The following is an 18,652-nucleotide window of genomic DNA, read 5'->3' as shown; positions in this document are numbered from 1 at the left end:
TCGCGAAGGCGAAAGCGGCGCGTTTGCCGATGAGATACAAGAACTTTCCATGGAGCCGGGCGATATGGATTCTTGTATTCTCAAAAAAAGAACGTGTCTCAGCACAACAAGGAGGTGGCCCCGATGCGCGTAGTTGTCACGCTGGCATGCACCGAAACGGGCGATCGTAACTATACGACGACGAAAAACAAAAAAACACATCCGCAACGTTTGGAACTGATGAAATATTGCCCCCGTTTGAAGAAGCACACGCTTCACCGGGAGACTCGTTAATGGATGGAAAAACGGCCGATCGGCCGTTTTTTGTTTGGACGCGCACGGGGTTGACTTTTGCGGTCAGCCGCGTATAATAACGGAAAACGAAACCCTTTTAACGCGATGACAGGGACAAGTAATTCGGAGCTCGCCGCTCCAGAGAGCCGGTGGATGGTGCAAACCGGCGCGGCGGCTGCGGGCGAATGGCCCCTGGAGCGTCAAGCCGAAGCGGGAATGCGCAAGTCCCGTGCGTAGGCCGAGACGGCTGCTCCCCGTTACAGGAGCGAGAGCTCTGCCGTTCGCCGGTTCTTCCCGGAGAATGCGACGCGCGGCCGAGGAATTAGGGTGGCACCACGGTCTCTCGTCCCTTGCGGGCGAGGGGCCTTTTTTGTTGCAGCCATCCACTTCGATATTACACACAGGAGGTCCCGATTCGGATGAAAACTGTATTATCCGGCATTCAGCCGAGCGGTCAACTGACGCTGGGCAACTATATCGGCGCGATCCGCAATTTCGTCAAGCTTCAGCATACGCACCGCTGCTACTTTATGGTGGTCGATCTGCATGCGATAACCGTGCCGCAAAATCCCGCCGACCTGCGGGAGAACAGCCAAGCGGTCGCCGCCCTGTATCTGGCGGCCGGCATCGATCCGAACAAAGCGTCCGTGTTCCTGCAGTCGCAGGTTCCGGCGCACGCGCAGCTTGGCTGGCTGCTGACGACGCTGACCCATATGGGCGAGCTGGAGCGCATGACCCAATACAAGGACAAGTCGGCGGGCAAGGAATCCGTAGGCGCCGGTCTGTTCACGTATCCGTCCCTGATGGCGGCGGATATCCTGCTGTACAATGCCGACCTTGTGCCGGTGGGCGACGACCAGAAGCAGCATCTGGAGCTGACGCGCGATCTGGCGGGCCGGTTCAACAACCGGTTTGGAGAATTGTTCAAAATTCCGGAAGTGTATCTGCCCGAAGTAGGAGCGCGCATCATGTCGCTCGACGACGCCTCCAAAAAGATGAGCAAATCGAATCCGAACCCCGGCAGCTACATCGCGCTGCTCGATCCGCCGGACGTGATCCGGAAGAAAATCAGCCGCGCGGTTACCGACTCCGGGCGCGAAGTGAAATACGATCCGGCCTCCAAGCCGGAAATCTCCAACCTGATGAGCATCTACGCGAGCTGCTCAGAGCTGTCTCTGGCCGAGATCGAAGCGAAGTACGAAGGCCAAGGCTATGGGCCGTTCAAAAAAGATCTCGCGGATTGCGTCATTAGCGTGCTGGAGCCGATTCAGGCGCGTTACCGGGAGATTCGCGCATCGGGCGAGCTGCTTGACGTGCTGAAACGCGGAGCGGAGCAAGCGTCCGAGACGGCGGAAGCGGTCCTCAAAGCGGCAAAAGAAAAAATGGGATTTGTCGTTTGACGTCTCTCCGATATATACGGCCCCCGTCCTTCCAACGACGGGGGCCGTTTGTTTCCGGGCCCGAAGCTTCGGTTATTTCTGCGACTTGCGTCGAATCTTCGCTTTCAGCACGAAGCCGTAGCCGATAAATCCGACAGACGCCAGGACCGACAGCAAAACCAGCCACAGGTTGCGAAACGACAGGGCAATCGCGATGCTGCACAGCAGCAGCGTGCCTACGACGGCAAAAAACAAGGCAAGCGGACGACTCATATTTGACGAACTCCTTTTTTTCAAAAAAATCAAAATCCCATGAATAAGATGCCGCCTGCGTCGCACACTATGCTTGCAAGCTTGCAAAAACCATATGAACAACGAGATGAAAGGAGCCATTCCCATGGCAAACAATCAATCGCGCAGCAGCAACTCTCTGGTTGTTCCTCAAGCACTTGCGGCACTGGATCAATTGAAGTACGAAGTCGCGCAAGAACTCGGCATTCAAATTCCGCAGGACGGCTACTACGGCTACATGGCCACCCGCGACACGGGCGCGATTGGCGGCCACATCACCCGCCGTCTCGTTCAAATCGCGGAGCAGCAACTGGCCGGCAACTTTTCCAGCCGCTAAGGCTTGTCCTATACATGTCAACGGGCGGCAGCCCCTTTCATCCGGATCGATGCTTCGGATGGGGGCTGCCGCTTGTTTTTTTTGCGGCGGCAAAAAAAGGCGGGCGCTATTGAGCGCCCAGCCCGAGCTTCTTCTCCAACCGCGATTCGCTCAACCAGCCGACGTAGGAGTCGGTCGTCTCCATGCGCCGATTCAGCAGCAGGACGGCGACGAACGGATATTGCTTGCGGTGGCGGTATCTCACGTCCGTCCAGCGCACTTCGTATCCCCAGGCGTGCTCCCGGCATTCGGCACAAGCATACGACGTAAAATACAGAAACGCCTGCACGTCCGGATGGGAGCGGGTGGCTTCGATCGCCGGATGCGAATCGCAGACGGCCCGGTCGACCCACCGCAGCACGCCGTTGCGCACTTCTCCCAGCCGGTAGCTGCCGTCGGCCCGGCGCTTGACGACGTTCCAATGGTACAGGTGGATGGTCGGAATCGCCGTATAACGGTCGCCTTCGGCGTATTCGCGGTCCTGAATCGGCAGCCGCCGCTCGACCCGCCGGTGCTGGATCGTGCGCGCTACGTAATACAGCGCCGTAAATCCGTACACGACGCTGAAGATGATCCGGGGCTCCGCGAGCCCAAACGCCCATATCAGCAGCCCGATCGTATGCAGCGAGAACAGAACCGGGTCGAAAATATGGATGATGTTCCACGATATCCATTTTTCCGTGAAAGGTCTCGCAGCCTGCGTTCCGTACGTATTAAAGCAATCCGAGAACACATGAAAGGAGACGGCGACGAGCACCCAAAACGCCACGTGCCAAATCGGAAGCGGATCGAACACCAGGCCGATCAGCGCCGTAATGGCGGCAGACCACAAAAAGACGGCCGGCAGCGAGTGGGACAGGCCGCGATGGTTGCGGATATACACGGCGTTGCCCCGGAAGCGGAGCAACCCGTCCAAATCCGGAGCCTGAGAGCCTGCGATAGTGCCGACGAGAACGGCGGCGGCGACATGCGGATCGGAAGCAACCGCCGGATCGAGGTGAGCCAAACCGGCAAGGCTGAGTCCGATCACCAGATGGGTTCCGGTATCCACCCTTCAACCTCCTGAGTATTGTAGCTGTCCATACTTGTTATTGTATCACGAACCCCCTTAAAATAAATGAAGAAATGGCGTAAAGGAGAAAAACGGTGAAAACGGACCTGGTGTTTGCCGAGTATCGGATCGTATCGGAAAAAAGGGAGTCGTATCTTCATTTTATGCGCGAGGTGGTGTCCCGTTATCCGGAAACGGAGTGGTACGAGGGCACAGACCAGCCCGATTTGTTCGTCGAGGTGTGGAGAGGCATGGGGAAGCGCGACTACGAGCGATGGAAAGCGGCGCGGCTCGATCCCCGGAACGAGGAATGGTCGCCCTTGCATGCCATGATCGCGGGCGGCACGGCCAAGCTGCACATCTGGCATTTCAGCGCGGTTCGGCCGTAGCCCGATCGGACCTGCCGCTCAATCTCGCGATATGGTTCCGGAACAACCGGATATCGATGTCATTATGGAGCGCTAACCCGTTAGCCGCCGCCGTCCGTCCGACGGCGGCGGCTTTTTGCGCAACGGCGCAACATCGTTGATTTCGTGGAAAAATCGTTGATGGGTATCCTAGAATTTGGAATCGTCCTGCTTTAGCATGAGGGTATACCCCGTACAAGATGGTGATGGTCTTCGCTGAATATCGAAATCGCTTACAGCTCCAACAAGCCGCTTGCGGCGTTGGAGTATTTGACGTCTAACCGGGTCGATATCCTCGTGACGGATATCCGCATGCCGATTATGACCGGATTGGAGCTTGCCAAAAACGCGCTGAACGCCTATCCGGAGCTGAAGGTCGTGTTCGTCAGCGGCTACGAGGATTTCCATTATGCCAGGCAGGCGCTTCATCTGAAAGCGGGAGGCTACCTGTTGAAGCCGCTGGACGACGATGAGGTGCTCGAGACGCTGCGGACGGTGGTGGCCGGACTGGATGCCAGCAGGCAAGGACGGGAGCGGGCGTCGAACCGGATTCTGGATTCGTTCGGGTTTATCAAGTCCGACTTCCTGATGCACGTGATGGAAGGCTCGATCGACCGCGCGACTGTAAACGCTTTCCTGGAGCAGTACCCGGTCGTTCATCCGGGCCGCCCGCTCGCCGCCGTCATCGTCGAGATCGACAGTACCGGCTCGCCCGAGGGCTTGGCCCGGGACGCGGGGAGCTGATCCGAAGCTCGGACGAATTGTACGAGGACCAGGTGCTGTCCCAATATTTATCCGGGTATTATCTCGACCTGGAGAGATATCAGATCACGACGCAGTACATTTTGCCGCGATTGGATTCCGCGACGCGCCAGCCCAATCTGCCTATCCAGGTTGCGCTGTACCTGGATTCGCCGACGATCGGCGAGCTGTATTATCAGGAGACGGAGCAGTCGCTGCAGGCGGGCGAACGCCAATACGAAATCTATTACACCTCCCGCATCCGGAACGAGGCCTGGTACCGGTCGCTGCGTCTGTCCTACGACTCCATGCAATGGCTGCAGGCCGGCTCCGACCGCAAATACGGCTACATCTCGCTGGTTCGTCCGCTGATCGATTACCATACGCTGAATGCCATCGGGCTCGTCAAAATACGCGCCAAGCTGAAGGATATATTCGCCGACGTCGATGACGACCGTCTGGGCAAGGACACGCTGCTGCTTGCGGTCGGTGAAGACCGCTAGCTGCTGTACGCCGACTCCGAGCTCTCGTCGCACGCGTATTCGCCGTCGATGCTGGACGATACGGACCGCTACCTGCGGATTACGAAAAAAATCGACCGGATGCCCGTCAGTCTCGTGGCGCTGATTCCGGTTGCGGCGTTCAAAGAGGATTCCAACCGGGTCCGCAACATGACGGTGCTGATCTCGCTGCTGGCACTCGTGGTCCGAGGCGGACGAGGACGTCCTCCGGTACGTGACGGTGAAGTTCGTCCTGCAGCCGTTCGTGGAGAACGTGCTTGAGCATGCCTGGTACGACGACGAGATCGAGATCGTTCTGAAGGCGGGCCGCATCGGCGACCGGGTTCGCCTGGAGGTCAGGGACAACGGGATCGGCATGAAGCGGGAAACGATCGAAGCCATCTTCTCGCCGGGACCGAACCGGATCGGCTTCGGGATTCGCAACGTCGATCAGAGGCTGAAGCTGCATTTCGGCAAAGAATACGGGGTGACGCTGTACAGAGAGGTCGGGGTCGGAACTTCGGCGGTGCTGGAATTTCCCGTCGAGGTGGATGCCGGCTCCGAAAGCGGGGAAGAAGCCGGCAAGGCCGGCGCGTAAGCCGGGAAGGGCGGGAAGAAGCAAGGCCGCCGTCATGCGCGGGAGCGATGACGGCGGCCTTCGTTCGCGGTCACGTTCCGTCCGGATTCGGAGCGGCGGAGGCGAGGGCGGCTCCGGCCTGTTCGCGAATTTGCTTCCACTCGGCCAGATGGCGTTCCAGCCGGTCGATCACCCGGTCCACGTCGTTCAGGAAGCTTGCCCGGTCGGAAGCCGCGATATCTCCGACCGAGCGGGCGATATCGTCCGGCAAGCCGGTGGGGGCGGGCAGGGCAGCAATGAGGCGCTTCAGCCGGCTTTCGATCGGAGTGCCCGCCGTCGCCGCGGTTTCCTCTTGCGGCGGCGTTCCGCGCTTCTCCGCTTCCCCTGCCTTCGGCTTCGGCTCGGCGGATTTGGCGCGCGCGGCGCGGTTTTGCTCGAACACGGACCACGTCTCCAGCAGCTCCGGGCCCGTCTTGTACAGCAGCTTGTTCTTCGTGGCCGGAGAAAGATCCTTGTCCTTGAACAAGCGGGCGATCTTCTTGACGTCGCTTACGGGCATCTCGTCCCGGGCCATGATGAGGGCGAGCGGATCGCGAAACTCCATCGGCAAATCCTTGAGCGGCAGCAGTTGATCTTCGGTCAGCCTGTCCTTCCTGATCTCCGTGCCGCGGGCGACCAGCTTTCTGACGGCTGGCCCGAACTTCAGCAGTTCCAGCTTGTTTTTGATGTAGCTTTCCGGCTTGCCGAGCCTGCCGGACAAGTATTTGGTCGAGCTGGAGAACTTCGGATCGTTCAGCAGCTTGTCGAAAGCCTCCGCTTCCTCGATCGGGGTGAAGCCTTCCCTTGTCAAATTTTCCGCGATCTGCTCCAGGTAAATCTCGATCTCGTCCGTCGCGGCGGAAACAATCGCGGGAATCGTCTCGCGGCCCAGCGCTTTGCACGCTTTGTACCGCCGGTTGCCGTAGACGATCTTGTAGCGCCCGCCGGATGCCGTTCTTACCTTGATCGGCGAGAGCAGGCCCAGTTCGGCGATGCTGTTCGTCAGCTCCTGCAGGGAATCGTCGTCGAACCGGTAGCGGGGCTGATCCTTATCTTCGTCGATTAATGCGAGGGGCAGCTCGATTATTTCCATAACGGTCTCCAATCGTATCCTCGTATAAATGGATCGGCGAATATCCGCCGGAATTCGTATATCTAGTATATATCAACGGCTTCCGTATGGAAAAGGTTAGCGTCCGGACGCAAATTCCGGGCAAAACGAAAACGCCCTCCGTCTCCCCGGACGCGGGAGAGGCAGGAGGGCGTTCGCGCCATCACCGGGACTGGGGCTGCCCCGGCCCCGCGCCTCCGGCGTACGGATAATAATAATTAAGCGGCTCGTCGAACGTGGCGTAGTCGAAATTGATCATCAGCAGCAAAATCCGTTGACCCGTCTGCGGGTCGCTGATGATGATATGGTCGCGGCCGGCCGCTTCGAGCCGGCCTTTGAAAATTTTGGCGTTCCATTCCCGGTTGTTCTCGTAGGTCATGTAAAAGGTGCCGATCTTGCCCAGGTTAAGGCGCAGGATGTTCTCGATATACGATTCCTGGGCGGGAAGCTGGCCGGGAGGGACGGGAACGCCCGGAATCGTCGAGCCTGCCGGGGCAAGCGGCCCCCCTTGCTGCGCAAACTGCTGGGGCGCCGTTGCGGTTTGCGGCTGGAAAGCCTGCTGTTGGAAAGCCTGCTGCTGAAAAGGCTGCTGCGCCATAACCTGCCCCATGCCGGGAACGTATCCGACGGGCGCCGATCCGTAGCCGGCCGTGCTCTGCGGCACCGGTTTATTCGGGTTGTAATTCATAGCGACCTCCTAAGTATCGTAGGCCGACGCCTGCGGCGCCGGCGGCGAATGGAGCCTCAGTACGTCCGATAGACGGCTGGGCAATCGTCCTCTGACGGGGCGAAAAAGCAGTGGGCTTTGTAGCGGCCCGTAAGGCGTTGGTTGTACCAGGTCGGCGGACAGTCGCCGGCCGGCCGGAAAAACCACAGGCTGTACGTGGCGGGATGGTGGCGCTCGCCGTTGATGACCCGTCTGGCCAGACGGATCTCCCGGTCGCGGGCCGCCTGATAGAAGTATCCCTTCTGGACCGCTTCGAAGCCGCCCGGCTGCTGGAAGACCATATCCCGGATGCTCCGGATATTTCTGAAGTCGAGGCAGTTTGCTCTGACCCGGTTGACGCCGACGTTCCCGACCATCAGCATCCCGAGCTCGCCTTCGCCTTCCGCTTCCGCGCGCATGAGCCTGGCGAGCAGTTTCGTTTCTTCGCTGTTCGTTTTGATGACGGGCATGCGGCTCCCGATCCCCTCCTTCTTTCGGAATTCCTTCGACGCTAGTTTTAGTTTATGTGGGTATTGGCGGAATGTGACCGGAAATTGCGGGGACCCGGCCTTGCGGAGCGCGGGAGGCGGCGGGGCGCTGCGGCCGTAGCTGGGGAATTTCGGGCTACTCCAGGAACATCTCGATGAAGCGGCGGGCGCTCTTCGACAAATACCGGTCCTTCAGCCACACGATGCCGACGTCGGAATAAAAGTCGGCGTCGGTCAGCTCGACCATCCGGATCGACGGGATCGGGAAAGACGCCATAACCGACTTCGGCAGGATGGTCGCGCCGATCCCCGCCGCCACCATCGCGATGATAATCGCGACGCTGGAGCATTCGCACAATATCCGGGGGGTCGCGCCGTGCTGCTGGAATTCCTTGACGACCCTCTCGTGCATGCCGATCGTCTGATCCGTCTTCAGCGTCAGGAACGGGTACTCCGCCAGCTCCCGCATGCTGAGGGACGGCTGGCCGGAGCCGTCCCGGCACCAGGAGCTGGGGAGGATGGCGACGAACGGATCGGAGGGAAGCCGCTCGATCGAATACGGCTGCGACGAACGGGAGGTCGCTTCGAACGGCAGCCGGGCGACGATCAGCTCGATGCTGCGGCGCTCCAGCAGCTCGCCGAGCAGAAAGTGGTCGCCTTCGCGGACCTTGAAGATGACGCCGGGGTACCGGTTCCGGAACTGTTCGAGTCGGCGGGGCAGCAGCGAGATGCAGGAGACGACGGAACCGATCGACAGCACGCCGCGGATGCCCTCGTCCAGTTCCTTGACCTCCTTGACCGTCTCGTGAAATTGCAGCAGAAGCTGCTCCGCTCGTTGGCGCAGCAGCTCCCCGGCCTTCGTCAGCTTCAGCCGCTTGCCGCTCCGGTCGAACAGGGCGACGCCAAGCTCCTGCTCCATCAATTTCAGTTGCCGGCTGAGCGGCGGCTGCTCCATGTTCAGCCGTTTGGCCGCGCTCGTCACTTGGCCTTCTTGGGCGACGGTCAAAAAATAACGAAGCTGGCGGAGATCCATGCGATGCCCTCCCTGTACCCGACGATATTTCATACCTTTAAGGTATATTCCTTGTATAAAACGGATACTTCCAATATACGAAAGGGGTTGATATCATTCAAGTAACAACGTATCGGGAAGGTGAAGGGCTATGACGCGATCGATCGCGATCGAACGGACGGCGGCGCCGAAGACGAAGCCGGACGAGAAGCAATTGGGCTTCGGGAAATATTTTACCGATCACATGTTTATCCTGGATTACGACGAAGGCTTGGGCTGGCATGACGCACGCATCGTGCCCTATCAGCCGATTCAACTGGACCCGGCGGCCAAAGTGTTCCATTACGGCCAGACGGTGTTCGAAGGACTCAAGGCATACCGGACGAACGACGGCCGCATTCTGCTGTTCCGCCCCCGCAAAAACATCGAGCGCATGAACCGCTCCAACGACCGGATGAGCATTCCTCCGATTGACGAGGAGCTTTTTATGGAAGCGCTCACCAAGCTGATCGAGCTCGATCGGGACTGGGTTCCGTCCGAGCCGGGCACGTCGCTGTACGTAAGGCCGTTCGTCATCTCGACCGAACCGTTCCTGGGCGTCTCGCCGTCCCGGAGCTACCGGTTCATGATCATCCTGTCGCCGGTGGGGGCCTACTACGAGGAAGGCATCCATCCGGTCAGCATTCACGTCGAATCGCACTACGTCCGCGCCGTTGCGGGCGGAGTCGGCACGGCGAAAACCGCGGGCAATTACGCCGCGGGCTTGAAAGCGCAGGAAGGGGCTGCGCGGCGGGGGTATACGCAGGTGCTCTGGCTGGACGGCGTTCACCGCAAATATATCGAAGAAGTCGGCAGCATGAACGTCTTCTTCCGCATCGGCGACACGATCGTCACCCCGGCGCTGAACGGCAGCATCCTGGAGGGGATCACTCGCGATTCCGTGCTGGAATTGCTGCGGCATTGGAACCTGAACGTCGAGCAGCGCGCGGTTTCGATCGACGAGATTATCGAGGCGCAGCGCAGCGGCGCGCTCCGCGAAGCGTTCGGCACCGGCACGGCGGCCGTCATCTCCCCGATCGGCGAGCTGAGCTGGCAGGGAGAAGCGTATGTGATCGGCGGCGGCAAGACCGGCGAGCTCACCAAGCGCCTCTACGATTCGCTGACCGGCATTCAATTCGGAGCCGATCCGGACCCGTTCGGCTGGATGTACGAGTTGAAATAAGCCGTCGGGATGGCTCCGGCGGAATAAAAAGGCTTCGCCGTCCTCGCGGGAGGAGGGGCGAAGCCTTTTGGCGCGGCGCGCGAGCTCTCGGGCCGGTCACACGGTCAGATGCATCTTTACCTCGTCGGCGGACAGCTCCGACGCGCTGCCGCTGGCGACAACCGTTCCCTTGTCGAGCACATAGTAATGGTCAGCGATCGCGGTCGCGAACTCCAGACTCTGTTCGACGAGCAGCACCGACGTCTTCCTCGCCGCCTTGATGGAGGCGATAACCTCCTCGATCAACTGCACGATCGAAGGCTGGATGCCCTCCATCGGTTCGTCCAGCAGCAGCAGCGTCGGCCGCGACACCAACGCTCGGGCGATGGCGAGCTGCTGCTGCTGCCCGCCGCTCAAGTCGCCGCCGCGGCGCTTCAGGAAGTCGCGCAGGATCGGAAACATATCCAGCACGTCCTCGGGGATCCGCTTCGGAATCGGGCCGGAGCCGATCGACTCGAAGCCGAGGCGGAGGTTTTCCTCGACCGTCAGTTGGCCGAAGATCTCGCGTCCCTGCGGCACGTAGCCGATGCCGGCTTTTGCCCGCTTGTCGGGAGGGAGCCTGGTGATATCCGCGCCGTTGTACCGGATAACGCCGTTCTTCGAGCGCAGCAATCCCATGATGCTTTTCATCAGCGTCGTCTTGCCGACGCCGTTGCGGCCCATGAGGCATACGACCTGCCCCGGTTCCACCGTCAGGCTGACGCTGCGCAGCACCAGGCTCTCGCCGTAGCCGGAACACAAACCTTCGATCTCAAGCATGCCGCTCCCCCCTTCTCCCGAGATACACTTCGGCCACGCGGTCGTCGTTCTGGATATCGTCCATCGACCCCTCGCGCAAAATCTGCCCTTCGTGCATGACCGTCACCGTACGGGCATATTCGCGGACAAACTCCATATCGTGCTCGACGACGATAATCGAGCGGTCCGACGCGATCGTCAAGAGCAGCTCGCCCGTCTGCATCGTCTCCTTGTCCGTCATGCCGGCCGCCGGCTCGTCGAGCAGCAGCACCTGCGGGTCCTGGATCAGCAGCATGCCGATCTCCAGCCATTGTTTCTCCCCGTGCGACAACGATCCGGCCGTCCACTTCGGCTTGTCGCGCAAGCCGATCGTCTCGAGCGTCCGGTCGATCGCATCCCGCTGCTCGCCGCTGAGGCGGCGGGTCAGCGCCGGCCAGATGCCGCGGGGCTGCTTCAGCGACAGCTCCAGGTTTTCGTAGACGGTCAGCTCGGCGAAGACGCTCGGCGCCTGGAATTTACGACCGATGCCGAGCTGGGCGATCCGGTGCTCCTGCAGCTTCGCCAGATCGGTTCCGCCGAAGCGGATGGAGCCTCGGGACGGCTTGACCTTCCCGCAGATCGCGTCCAGCAGCGTTGTTTTGCCCGCGCCGTTCGGGCCGATCAGGAAGCGCAGCTCGCCCCGTCCCAGCGTAAAGTCCACGCCGCGGATCGCCTTGAAGCCGTCGAAGCTGACCTCCAGCCCCTGCGTCTTCAGCACGGGCGTATCCAGGCTCCCCGCTTCCGCTTCAGCCGGCGCTTGCGCTGGCGCCGCCTTCGGCATTGCGTCCCGAATCGGAAGAACGCTTGTCATGTCGATCCCTCCTTGTGCTGAGCCAACGGATGCCGTCCGACCACAAGCCCGCGATCCCGCGCGGCAGGAACAGCACCACGATGACGAATAATCCGCCGAGGAAAAACAGCCATCCCTCCGGATACGATTCGCTGAAATACGTCTTGGCGCAGTTCGTCAGCAGGGCGCCGAACACGGCTCCGGACAACGTGCCTCTGCCGCCGATCGCCACCCACAGCACCATCTCGATCGACGGCACGATATTCATCTGCGCCGGAGAGATGATGCCTTCCATCATGACGAACAGGATGCCCGCCAACCCGGCCAGCGCCCCCGATACGGCGAATACGAACACCTTGTAGGCCACCGGATTGTAGCCGAGGAAGCGCACCCGGTTCTCGCCGTCGCGGATCGCCGTCAGCACGCGCCCGAACCGGCTGCCGACGGCGAACCGTCCCAGCGCGTAGACGATTCCCAGCAAAAGGACGGCGGCGTAATACAACCCGATCTTGGTTGCGGGCTCGCTCAGTTTGATGCCCAGGAACGAATCGAAGTTCGTCAAGCCGTTGGTGCCTCCGGTAAAACCCTGCTGGCCGATGAACAGCGTGACGGTAACGATTACGAGCGCTTGCGACAGGATGGAGAAAAACGCGCCGCGAATCCGGTTGCGGAACGTCAGGTAGCCGAGCGCGGCGGCCAACGCCGTCGGCACCCCGATCGCTGCGAGCAAGGCGAACCACGGCGAGGCGAACGGCTCCCAGAACCAGGGCAGCTTCTCCACGCCGCTCCAGGACATGAAGTCGGGCAGTTGGCCGCCGGATGCCGCCAGCTTCAGGTGCATCGCCATGCAGTAGGCGCCGAGTCCGAAAAAGACGCCGTGGCCGAGGCTGAGGATGCCGGTGTAGCCCCAGATCAGATCGATGCCGATCGCGAGAATCGCGAACGCGAGGTATTTGCCGAGCAGCGACAAGCGGAATTCGGACAGAAAATAAGGAGCGGCGAGCAGCAGGGCGACGATCGTCAGCGTCAGGGCGATCTTGGCCCGCAGCAGCGCGCCTTCGGCCCGCTCCGGCGCGGGGACGGGCCGCGTCCGCTTGAACCGCGGCCGGGCGTCCGGCATAGGCGGATTGTTCATAGGTCACACATCCTTGTTGAAGGTTATTCGTCTTCGGCCGGTCCGGCTGACCGAACGGCCGCGCCGTCAATCCAGCGACCGCGACCGCACGGAGACGAGGCCGGACGGCTTCCATTGAAGAAACGCGATGATCAGGGTGAACACGATAACCTTGGCGACCGTCGCCGACGTCGCGTATTCGAACGCCGTGTTCAGCACGCCGATGCTCAGCGCCCCGAACAGCGAGCCGACCAGCTTGCCGATGCCGCCGAGCACGACCACCATAAACGCGTCGACGATGTAATACGTGCCGAGCGCCGGTCCGATCGGACCGAGCAGGGCGATCGCGCAGCCGGCGATGCCGGCGATGCCGGAGCCGAACGCAAAGGCTTGCGCGTCGAGACGGCGCGTCGATACGCCGAGGCAGGCGGCCATCTGCCGGTTTTGCATCGCCGCCCGCATATTGCGGCCGCCCCGGCTGCGGTACAGGTACAAGTAGATGACGACCAGACACAGCGCCACGAGGCCGATAATAAACAACCGTTTATACGGAAGGATGAGTTCGTTCGTCAGGGTAATGCCGCCTTCCAGCCAGCTCGGGGCTTTGACGGCCTTGTTGGGCGCGCCGAATATCGTGCGCGCGAGCTGCTGCAGGATGAGGCTGACGCCCCAGGTGGCGATCAGACTGTCCAGCGGCCTCTTGTACAGATGCCGGACGAGCAAGGTTTCGAGCAGCCAGCCGATGCCGAACGCCAGGGCGAAGGCCAGCGGGATCGACGCGAGGAAGTAAGCGTCGAAGTAAGCTTCCGGCACGTATTTCTGGAAAAACTGCTGGGTCATGTAGGCGGTATAAGCGCCGATCATGATCAATTCGCCATGCGCCATGTTGATGATGTTCATGAGGCCGAACGTAATGGCGAGTCCCAACGCAACAAGCAGCAGAATGGAACTGACGCTGATGCCGTTGAACAACTGCAGGAGCAGCAGGCTCATCTGGAATCCCCTCTTTCAACGGAAGAAGGGCTGCCGCTAGGTGCAGCCCTCCCGCACGATTCGTAGATGCAGGCGTTACTTTTGGCCGGACACTTCCGCTCCCCACGGATAAGTCTTCAGCCACGGGTCCGGTTTGACCGCTTCCGGCGTGCTCCATACCGTTTGGAACATGCCGTCCGGCTGCACTTCGCCGATAAGCACCTTTTTGTATACGTGCTGCGTCTCGGCGTCGAATTTGACTTCGCCTTCCGGCGCCTTGACCGAGACGTCCTTGAGCGCGGCTTTTACTTGCTCCACCTCGAACGAGCCCGCTTTCTTGACGGCTTCCGCCCAGAGGTAGACCCCGAAATAGCCGGCTTCGATCGGATCGGCGGTGACGCGGTCCTTGCCGTATTTCGCCTTGTAAGCTTCGACGAACGTTTTGTTTTCCGGCGTGTCGACGGTCTGGTAATAGTTCCAGGACGCGTAGTGGCCGGCCAGCAGGTCGGCGCCGATGCCCCGGATTTCCTCTTCCGCCACGCTGACGGACAGGACCGGAATGTCCTTCGCCGTGATGCCCGCATCCTTGAGTTGCTTGAAGAACGCCACGTTGCTGTCGCCGTTCAGCGTATTGAAGATGACGTCGGGTTTGGCGCTTTTGATTTTGCTGATGATGGTGCTGTAATCGGTATGGCCGAGCGGGGTGTATTCCTCGGCGACCGTTTCGCCGCCTTCCGCTTTGAGCTGGGCCTTGATGATTTTGTTGGCCGTCCGCGGGAAGACGTAGTCCGAACCCAGCAGGAACATTTTTTTGCCTTTGTTCTGAAGCAGCCAGGTGACCGCCGGGATAATCTGCTGGTTTGTGGTGGCTCCGGTGTAGACGATGTTCGGAGAAGTTTCCAGGCCCTCGTATTGGACCGGGTAGAACAGCAGGCCTTTATTCTGCTCGACGACCGGAAGCATCGCCTTGCGGCTTGCCGACGTCCATCCGCCGAACGTCACGGCGACCTGGTCTTTTTGGATCAGCTTTTTGATCTTCTCGGCGAATACTTGCGGGTCGGAGGCTCCGTCCTCGACGACCGGCTTCAATTTTTTGCCGAGCAGGCCGCCCGCCGCGTTGATCTCCTCGATCGCCATCATCGTGGCGTCTTTTACGGAGACTTCACTGATCGACATGGTGCCGGTCAGCGAATGGAGCACGCCGACCGGAATTTCCCCGCCCGATGCGGCCGCCGACGGCGCCGGCGAGCTGCCGCCTTCCGTTTGTTCGCTGGAGCCGCAGCCCGCGATGGTTACGGCCGCCGCCAGCGTCACCGCCAGGGCTGAGAACAGGTTTTTTCTCTTTTTCGTCATCGATCTCTCCACGCTCCCCACCGAATTGGTAATTGATGCAACTCCTATGTTAATCCTTAGGACATTATGTGTCAATATAGTTGACACTAAAACTGAAGGAATAATTTCGTTAATGTTCGGGTTTCGCTTGATAAATCGTCGGAAATGGTGTATTTATGAGTTATTCGTTGGTGTTTTCGTGAAGGTTTGTTGACATATCCCGGCGGTTCAGGGAAAGAAGTTGGGATGAAGGGGGTGTGCGCAGTAGAAAAATCCGAGCAGTTATGTCATTATATATAACATCATGACGTTTGGAGGAATACCCGCCATGCATGTAACCGAAAGAGAAAAAGAACGGCTGCTCATTACGGTCGCCGCCGATCTCGCGCGGCGCAGGCTCGCCCGGGGGTTGAAGCTCAACTATCCGGAAAGTCTGGCGCTGATCACATCGGAAATACTCGAAGGGGCCCGCGACGGGCAATCGGTGGCGCAACTGATGGCATACGGCGCGACGATTCTGACCCGGGACCAGGTGATGGAGGGCGTGCCGGAAATGATCCGCGAAGTGCAGGTCGAGGCGACGTTTCCCGACGGAACGAAGCTTGTGACCGTGCACCGGCCGATCCGGGGAGGGGAATCGGCGGAATGATACCGGGAGCGTACAGGGTGAAGCCCGGCGAGATCGAATTAAACGCCGGACGGAGGAGGACGCGGCTGACGGTGGCGAATCTGGGAGACCGTCCCGTGCAGGTCGGCTCGCACTATCATTTCTATGAAGTGAACCGGGAGCTGCGGTTCGACCGCGAAGCGGCGTTCGGCATGCGGCTCGATATCCCGGCCGGGACGGCGGTCCGGTTCGAGCCGGGCGAGTCGAAGCCGGTGGATCTCGTCGAGCTGGGCGGATCGCGGGCCGCGCACGGGATGAACGGATTGACCCGCGGCAACGCGGCGCAAGGCATGACGGAGGAGCTGCGGCAGCGGCTCAAGCAGTGGCAGGACGAAGGAGGCGTTGGAGCATGAGCCGCATCGAACGATCCGCTTATGCGGCGATGTTCGGCCCGACGGCGGGAGACGCCGTCCGGCTGGCGGATACGGAGCTGTGGGCGCAGATCGAGCATGATTTTACGGTGTACGGCGACGAATGCAAATTCGGCGGCGGCAAGGTCATCCGGGACGGCATGGGCCAAAACTCGCGGCTGACGAGAAGGGAGGGCGTGCTGGATACGGTGATCACGAACGCGGTCATCCTCGATCACTGGGGAATCGTCAAGGCGGATATCGGCATCCGGGACGGCCGCATCGCCGGCATCGGCAAGGCGGGCAACCCGGACACGATGGACGGCGTCAGCCCGAATCTGATCGTCGGGGCGAGCACGGAGGTGATCGCGGCCGAGGGCAAGATCGTCACGGCGGGCGGCATCGATACGCATATTCATTTTATATGCCCGCAGCAGATCGAAACCGCGCTCGCTTCGGGCGTCACGACGATGATCGGCGGCGGAACCGGTCCGGCGGCCGGCACGAACGCGACGACCTGCACCCCCGGCGCCTGGCATATCGAACGCATGCTGGAGGCGGCGGAGGCGTTCCCGATGAACATCGGCTTTCTCGGCAAAGGCAACGCTTCTTATCCGGAGCCGCTGGCGGAGCAGGTCGAGGCCGGAGCGATCGGCCTGAAGCTGCACGAAGACTGGGGGACGACGCCTGAAGCGATCGACGTCTGCCTGTCGGTCGCGGACATGTACGACGTCCAGGTGGCGATCCATACCGATACGCTGAACGAAGCGGGTTTTGTCGAGGATACGCTGCGCGCGTTCAAAGGGCGCACGATTCATACGTACCATACGGAAGGAGCGGGCGGCGGGCATGCGCCCGACATTATCCGCGCCGCGGGCGAACTTAACGTCCTGCCTTCGTCCACGAACCCGACGCGTCCGTTCACGGTTAATACGATCGAGGAGCATCTCGACATGCTGATGGTCTGCCACCATCTGGACAGCCGCATTCCGGAGGATGTCGCCTTCGCGGATTCGCGCATCCGTCCGGAAACGATCGCGGCGGAGGACATTTTGCACGATCTCGGCGTATTCAGCATGATCAGCTCGGACTCTCAGGCGATGGGGCGGGTCGGCGAGGTCATCATCCGGACGTGGCAGACGGCGGACAAGATGAAGAGGCAGCGGGGTCCGCTTCCTCCCGACACGGCGGAGCACGACAATTTCCGGATCAAGCGGTATATCGCCAAATATACGATCAACCCCGCGATCGCGCACGGCATCAGCCACCTGGTCGGTTCCGTCGAGGTGGGCAAGTGGGCGGATCTGGTGCTGTGGAGCCCGGCTTTTTTCGGCGTCAAGCCGGAGCTGGTGCTGAAGGGAGGTATTATCGCTTACGCCCAGATGGGCGATCCGAACGCGTCTATCCCGACGCCTCAGCCGGTGTACGGCCGTCCGATGTTCGGCGCGTACGGCAAGGCGGTCGAACGCGGCAGCCTGACGTTTGTCTCGCAAGCGGCTTACGATCTCGGCGTGCATACGCGCCTCAAGCTCGGCAAGCGGATCGAGCCGGTGCGCGGCTGCCGGTCGGTCACGAAGAAACATATGATTCACAACGACGCGACGCCTCGGCTTGAAGTCAACCCGGAGACGTACGAGGTCCGTGTCGACGGAGAGCCGGTCACCTGCGAGCCGGCGGAGGTGCTGCCGATGGCGCAGCGGTATTTCTTATTTTGACGCCGGGCCGGCAGGGGACGGACGGAGGTCCGGTCCGTCCGGGATGGCTGGCGTTCGTCCAACTGCTCGACTCGGCGCTTCCGGTGGGCGCGTTCGCCCATTCGTTCGGGCTGGAGACGCTGGTACAGGACGGCGAGCTCCGGGACAGCGCCTCGCTTGAAGCGTATATCCGCGCGATGCTGACGCACAATTGGGCGACGGCGGACGCTCTCGCGGTCAAGGCGGTTTACGCCTACGGCGCGTCCGGGGACTGGGAGAGCGTGTTCAGGCTCGACCAAGAGCTTCACCTCGCCCGGACGGCTTCGGAGACGCGCGTCGGCATGGCGAAGCTCGGGCGACGGCTGCTGCAGCTCGTGCGGGAGATGCATCCGGCGATCGACTGGTCGGAGCTCGGGGACGCCGTATCGGCGGGACGCTGTCCGGGCGCGTTTCCGACCGTGTTCGGCTACGCGGCTTACCGGCTCGGCGTCGACAGGCGCACGGCCGGCGAAGGCTATCTGTACGCCTGCGTCGTGAACGCGGTCGGCAGCGCGCTGAGGCTGATGGCGATCGGCCAGACGGAGGGGCAGCGGCTGATCGCCGCCTTGCTGCCTGCGGTATCCGAAGCCTGGGCGACGGCCGAAACGCTCGACCCGTTCGACTGGCGCATGTCCACTCCGCTCGCCGACCTCGCGATGATGCGGCATGAGCGTTTGTATTCGAGGCTGTTTATGTCTTAGCGGC

The 18,652-nt window shown here is 61.0% G+C and carries 24 protein-coding genes and 1 other annotated feature; of the genes, 13 read left to right on the top strand and 11 right to left on the bottom strand.

What is annotated here, in order from left to right; all coding sequences use genetic code 11:
- Positions 1-123: 123 nt before the first annotated feature.
- Both rpmG and trpS read left to right on the top strand, forming a co-directional pair.
- The gene (gene rpmG, locus FE781_RS03375; RefSeq protein ID WP_138788222.1) at positions 124-273 is read left to right on the top strand and encodes a 50S ribosomal protein L33; all 150 of its coding nucleotides are present in this window, start codon (positions 124-126) and stop codon (positions 271-273) included.
- A gap of 96 nt (positions 274-369) precedes the next feature.
- Positions 370-627: a binding site (T-box leader), on the top strand.
- 65 nt (positions 628-692) lie between these two features.
- Positions 693-1,673, top strand: coding sequence for a tryptophan--tRNA ligase (gene trpS / locus FE781_RS03370; protein WP_138788221.1), 981 nt, complete (start codon positions 693-695; stop codon positions 1,671-1,673).
- Between the two features lie 72 nt (positions 1,674-1,745).
- Here the strand turns inward: trpS and FE781_RS03365 are convergent, their stop codons facing one another.
- Complete coding sequence (locus FE781_RS03365; protein WP_138788220.1) at positions 1,746-1,925, bottom strand: DUF5325 family protein; 180 nt, start codon at positions 1,923-1,925, stop codon at positions 1,746-1,748.
- 124 nt (positions 1,926-2,049) lie between these two features.
- Between FE781_RS03365 and FE781_RS03360 the strand changes: the two genes are divergently transcribed.
- Positions 2,050-2,280: an alpha/beta-type small acid-soluble spore protein gene (locus tag FE781_RS03360; RefSeq protein ID WP_138788219.1), complete on the top strand. Its 231-nt coding sequence runs from the start codon at positions 2,050-2,052 to the stop codon at positions 2,278-2,280.
- A gap of 106 nt (positions 2,281-2,386) precedes the next feature.
- On the opposite strand, the gene FE781_RS03355 is transcribed toward FE781_RS03360, so the two are convergent.
- Positions 2,387-3,370 carry a metal-dependent hydrolase gene (locus FE781_RS03355; protein WP_138788218.1) on the bottom strand — a complete coding sequence of 328 codons (984 nt, stop codon included), beginning with the start codon at positions 3,368-3,370 and terminating at the stop codon, positions 2,387-2,389.
- 95 nt (positions 3,371-3,465) lie between these two features.
- Between FE781_RS03355 and FE781_RS03350 the strand changes: the two genes are divergently transcribed.
- From FE781_RS03350 to FE781_RS03330, 5 genes are all read left to right on the top strand, one after another.
- Positions 3,466-3,759 carry a hypothetical protein gene (locus tag FE781_RS03350; protein WP_138788217.1) on the top strand — a complete coding sequence of 98 codons (294 nt, stop codon included), beginning with the start codon at positions 3,466-3,468 and terminating at the stop codon, positions 3,757-3,759.
- Between the two features lie 234 nt (positions 3,760-3,993).
- Positions 3,994-4,521 (top strand): response regulator, encoded by a 528-nt coding sequence (locus tag FE781_RS03345; RefSeq protein WP_138788216.1) that lies wholly within the window; start codon positions 3,994-3,996, stop codon positions 4,519-4,521.
- Positions 4,522-4,538: 17 nt separating this feature from the next.
- Entirely contained in the window at positions 4,539-5,021 is a 483-nt protein-coding gene (locus FE781_RS03340; protein ID WP_138788215.1) for a hypothetical protein, read from the top strand.
- 48 nt (positions 5,022-5,069) lie between these two features.
- A complete protein-coding gene (locus FE781_RS03335) occupies positions 5,070-5,300 on the top strand; it encodes a hypothetical protein (protein WP_138788214.1) in 231 nt (76 codons plus the stop codon).
- Complete coding sequence (locus FE781_RS03330) at positions 5,254-5,616, top strand: sensor histidine kinase (protein ID WP_138788213.1); 363 nt, start codon at positions 5,254-5,256, stop codon at positions 5,614-5,616. The genes FE781_RS03335 and FE781_RS03330 overlap by 47 nt, the downstream gene beginning before the upstream one ends.
- Before the next feature lie 70 nt (positions 5,617-5,686).
- Here the strand turns inward: FE781_RS03330 and FE781_RS03325 are convergent, their stop codons facing one another.
- The 4 genes from FE781_RS03325 to FE781_RS03310 form a co-directional block, all read right to left on the bottom strand.
- Entirely contained in the window at positions 5,687-6,727 is a 1,041-nt protein-coding gene (locus FE781_RS03325) for a ParB/RepB/Spo0J family partition protein (protein ID WP_138788212.1), read from the bottom strand.
- A gap of 181 nt (positions 6,728-6,908) precedes the next feature.
- Entirely contained in the window at positions 6,909-7,433 is a 525-nt protein-coding gene (gerQ, locus tag FE781_RS03320; RefSeq protein WP_246068017.1) for a spore coat protein GerQ, read from the bottom strand.
- A gap of 56 nt (positions 7,434-7,489) precedes the next feature.
- Complete coding sequence (locus FE781_RS03315) at positions 7,490-7,921, bottom strand: cell wall hydrolase (RefSeq protein WP_138788211.1); 432 nt, start codon at positions 7,919-7,921, stop codon at positions 7,490-7,492.
- A gap of 154 nt (positions 7,922-8,075) precedes the next feature.
- On the bottom strand, positions 8,076-8,972 hold the full coding sequence (locus FE781_RS03310; protein WP_138788210.1) for a LysR family transcriptional regulator: 897 nt from the start codon (positions 8,970-8,972) through the stop codon (positions 8,076-8,078).
- A 130-nt stretch (positions 8,973-9,102) separates the two neighbouring features.
- Here FE781_RS03310 and FE781_RS03305 point away from each other — a divergent pair, with 130 nt between their 5' ends.
- Complete coding sequence (locus FE781_RS03305) at positions 9,103-10,173, top strand: branched-chain amino acid aminotransferase (RefSeq protein ID WP_138788209.1); 1,071 nt, start codon at positions 9,103-9,105, stop codon at positions 10,171-10,173.
- A gap of 96 nt (positions 10,174-10,269) precedes the next feature.
- Here the strand turns inward: FE781_RS03305 and urtE are convergent, their stop codons facing one another.
- From urtE to urtA, 5 genes are all read right to left on the bottom strand, one after another.
- Positions 10,270-10,971, bottom strand: coding sequence for an urea ABC transporter ATP-binding subunit UrtE (urtE, locus tag FE781_RS03300; protein ID WP_138788208.1), 702 nt, complete (start codon positions 10,969-10,971; stop codon positions 10,270-10,272).
- Positions 10,964-11,770 carry an urea ABC transporter ATP-binding protein UrtD gene (gene urtD / locus FE781_RS03295; protein ID WP_138788325.1) on the bottom strand — a complete coding sequence of 269 codons (807 nt, stop codon included), beginning with the start codon at positions 11,768-11,770 and terminating at the stop codon, positions 10,964-10,966. The genes urtE and urtD overlap by 8 nt, the downstream gene beginning before the upstream one ends.
- A complete protein-coding gene (urtC, locus tag FE781_RS03290; protein WP_246068016.1) occupies positions 11,736-12,914 on the bottom strand; it encodes an urea ABC transporter permease subunit UrtC in 1,179 nt (392 codons plus the stop codon). Before urtC ends, urtD begins: the two co-directional genes overlap by 35 nt.
- A gap of 66 nt (positions 12,915-12,980) precedes the next feature.
- Entirely contained in the window at positions 12,981-13,886 is a 906-nt protein-coding gene (gene urtB / locus FE781_RS03285; protein WP_138788207.1) for an urea ABC transporter permease subunit UrtB, read from the bottom strand.
- Between the two features lie 75 nt (positions 13,887-13,961).
- The gene (urtA, locus tag FE781_RS03280; RefSeq protein ID WP_138788206.1) at positions 13,962-15,218 is read right to left on the bottom strand and encodes an urea ABC transporter substrate-binding protein; all 1,257 of its coding nucleotides are present in this window, start codon (positions 15,216-15,218) and stop codon (positions 13,962-13,964) included.
- Positions 15,219-15,525: 307 nt separating this feature from the next.
- On the opposite strand from urtA, the gene FE781_RS03275 reads away from it, so the two are divergent.
- Genes FE781_RS03275 through FE781_RS03260 form a run of 4 tightly spaced genes read left to right on the top strand, consistent with a single transcriptional unit; the run spans position 15,526 to position 18,648 of the window.
- The gene (locus tag FE781_RS03275) at positions 15,526-15,846 is read left to right on the top strand and encodes an urease subunit gamma (protein WP_138788205.1); all 321 of its coding nucleotides are present in this window, start codon (positions 15,526-15,528) and stop codon (positions 15,844-15,846) included.
- On the top strand, positions 15,843-16,217 hold the full coding sequence (locus tag FE781_RS03270; protein WP_138788204.1) for an urease subunit beta: 375 nt from the start codon (positions 15,843-15,845) through the stop codon (positions 16,215-16,217). The genes FE781_RS03275 and FE781_RS03270 overlap by 4 nt, the downstream gene beginning before the upstream one ends.
- The gene (gene ureC, locus FE781_RS03265; protein WP_138788203.1) at positions 16,214-17,929 is read left to right on the top strand and encodes an urease subunit alpha; all 1,716 of its coding nucleotides are present in this window, start codon (positions 16,214-16,216) and stop codon (positions 17,927-17,929) included. The genes FE781_RS03270 and ureC overlap by 4 nt, the downstream gene beginning before the upstream one ends.
- The gene (locus FE781_RS03260) at positions 17,926-18,648 is read left to right on the top strand and encodes an urease accessory protein UreF (protein ID WP_138788202.1); all 723 of its coding nucleotides are present in this window, start codon (positions 17,926-17,928) and stop codon (positions 18,646-18,648) included. Before ureC ends, FE781_RS03260 begins: the two co-directional genes overlap by 4 nt.
- Positions 18,649-18,652 lie beyond the last annotated feature (4 nt).

This window comes from Paenibacillus thermoaerophilus (assembly GCF_005938195.1).
Lineage (GTDB): Bacteria > Bacillota > Bacilli > Paenibacillales > Reconciliibacillaceae > Paenibacillus_W > Paenibacillus_W thermoaerophilus.
This window is presented reverse-complemented; position numbering and strand designations above follow the sequence as displayed.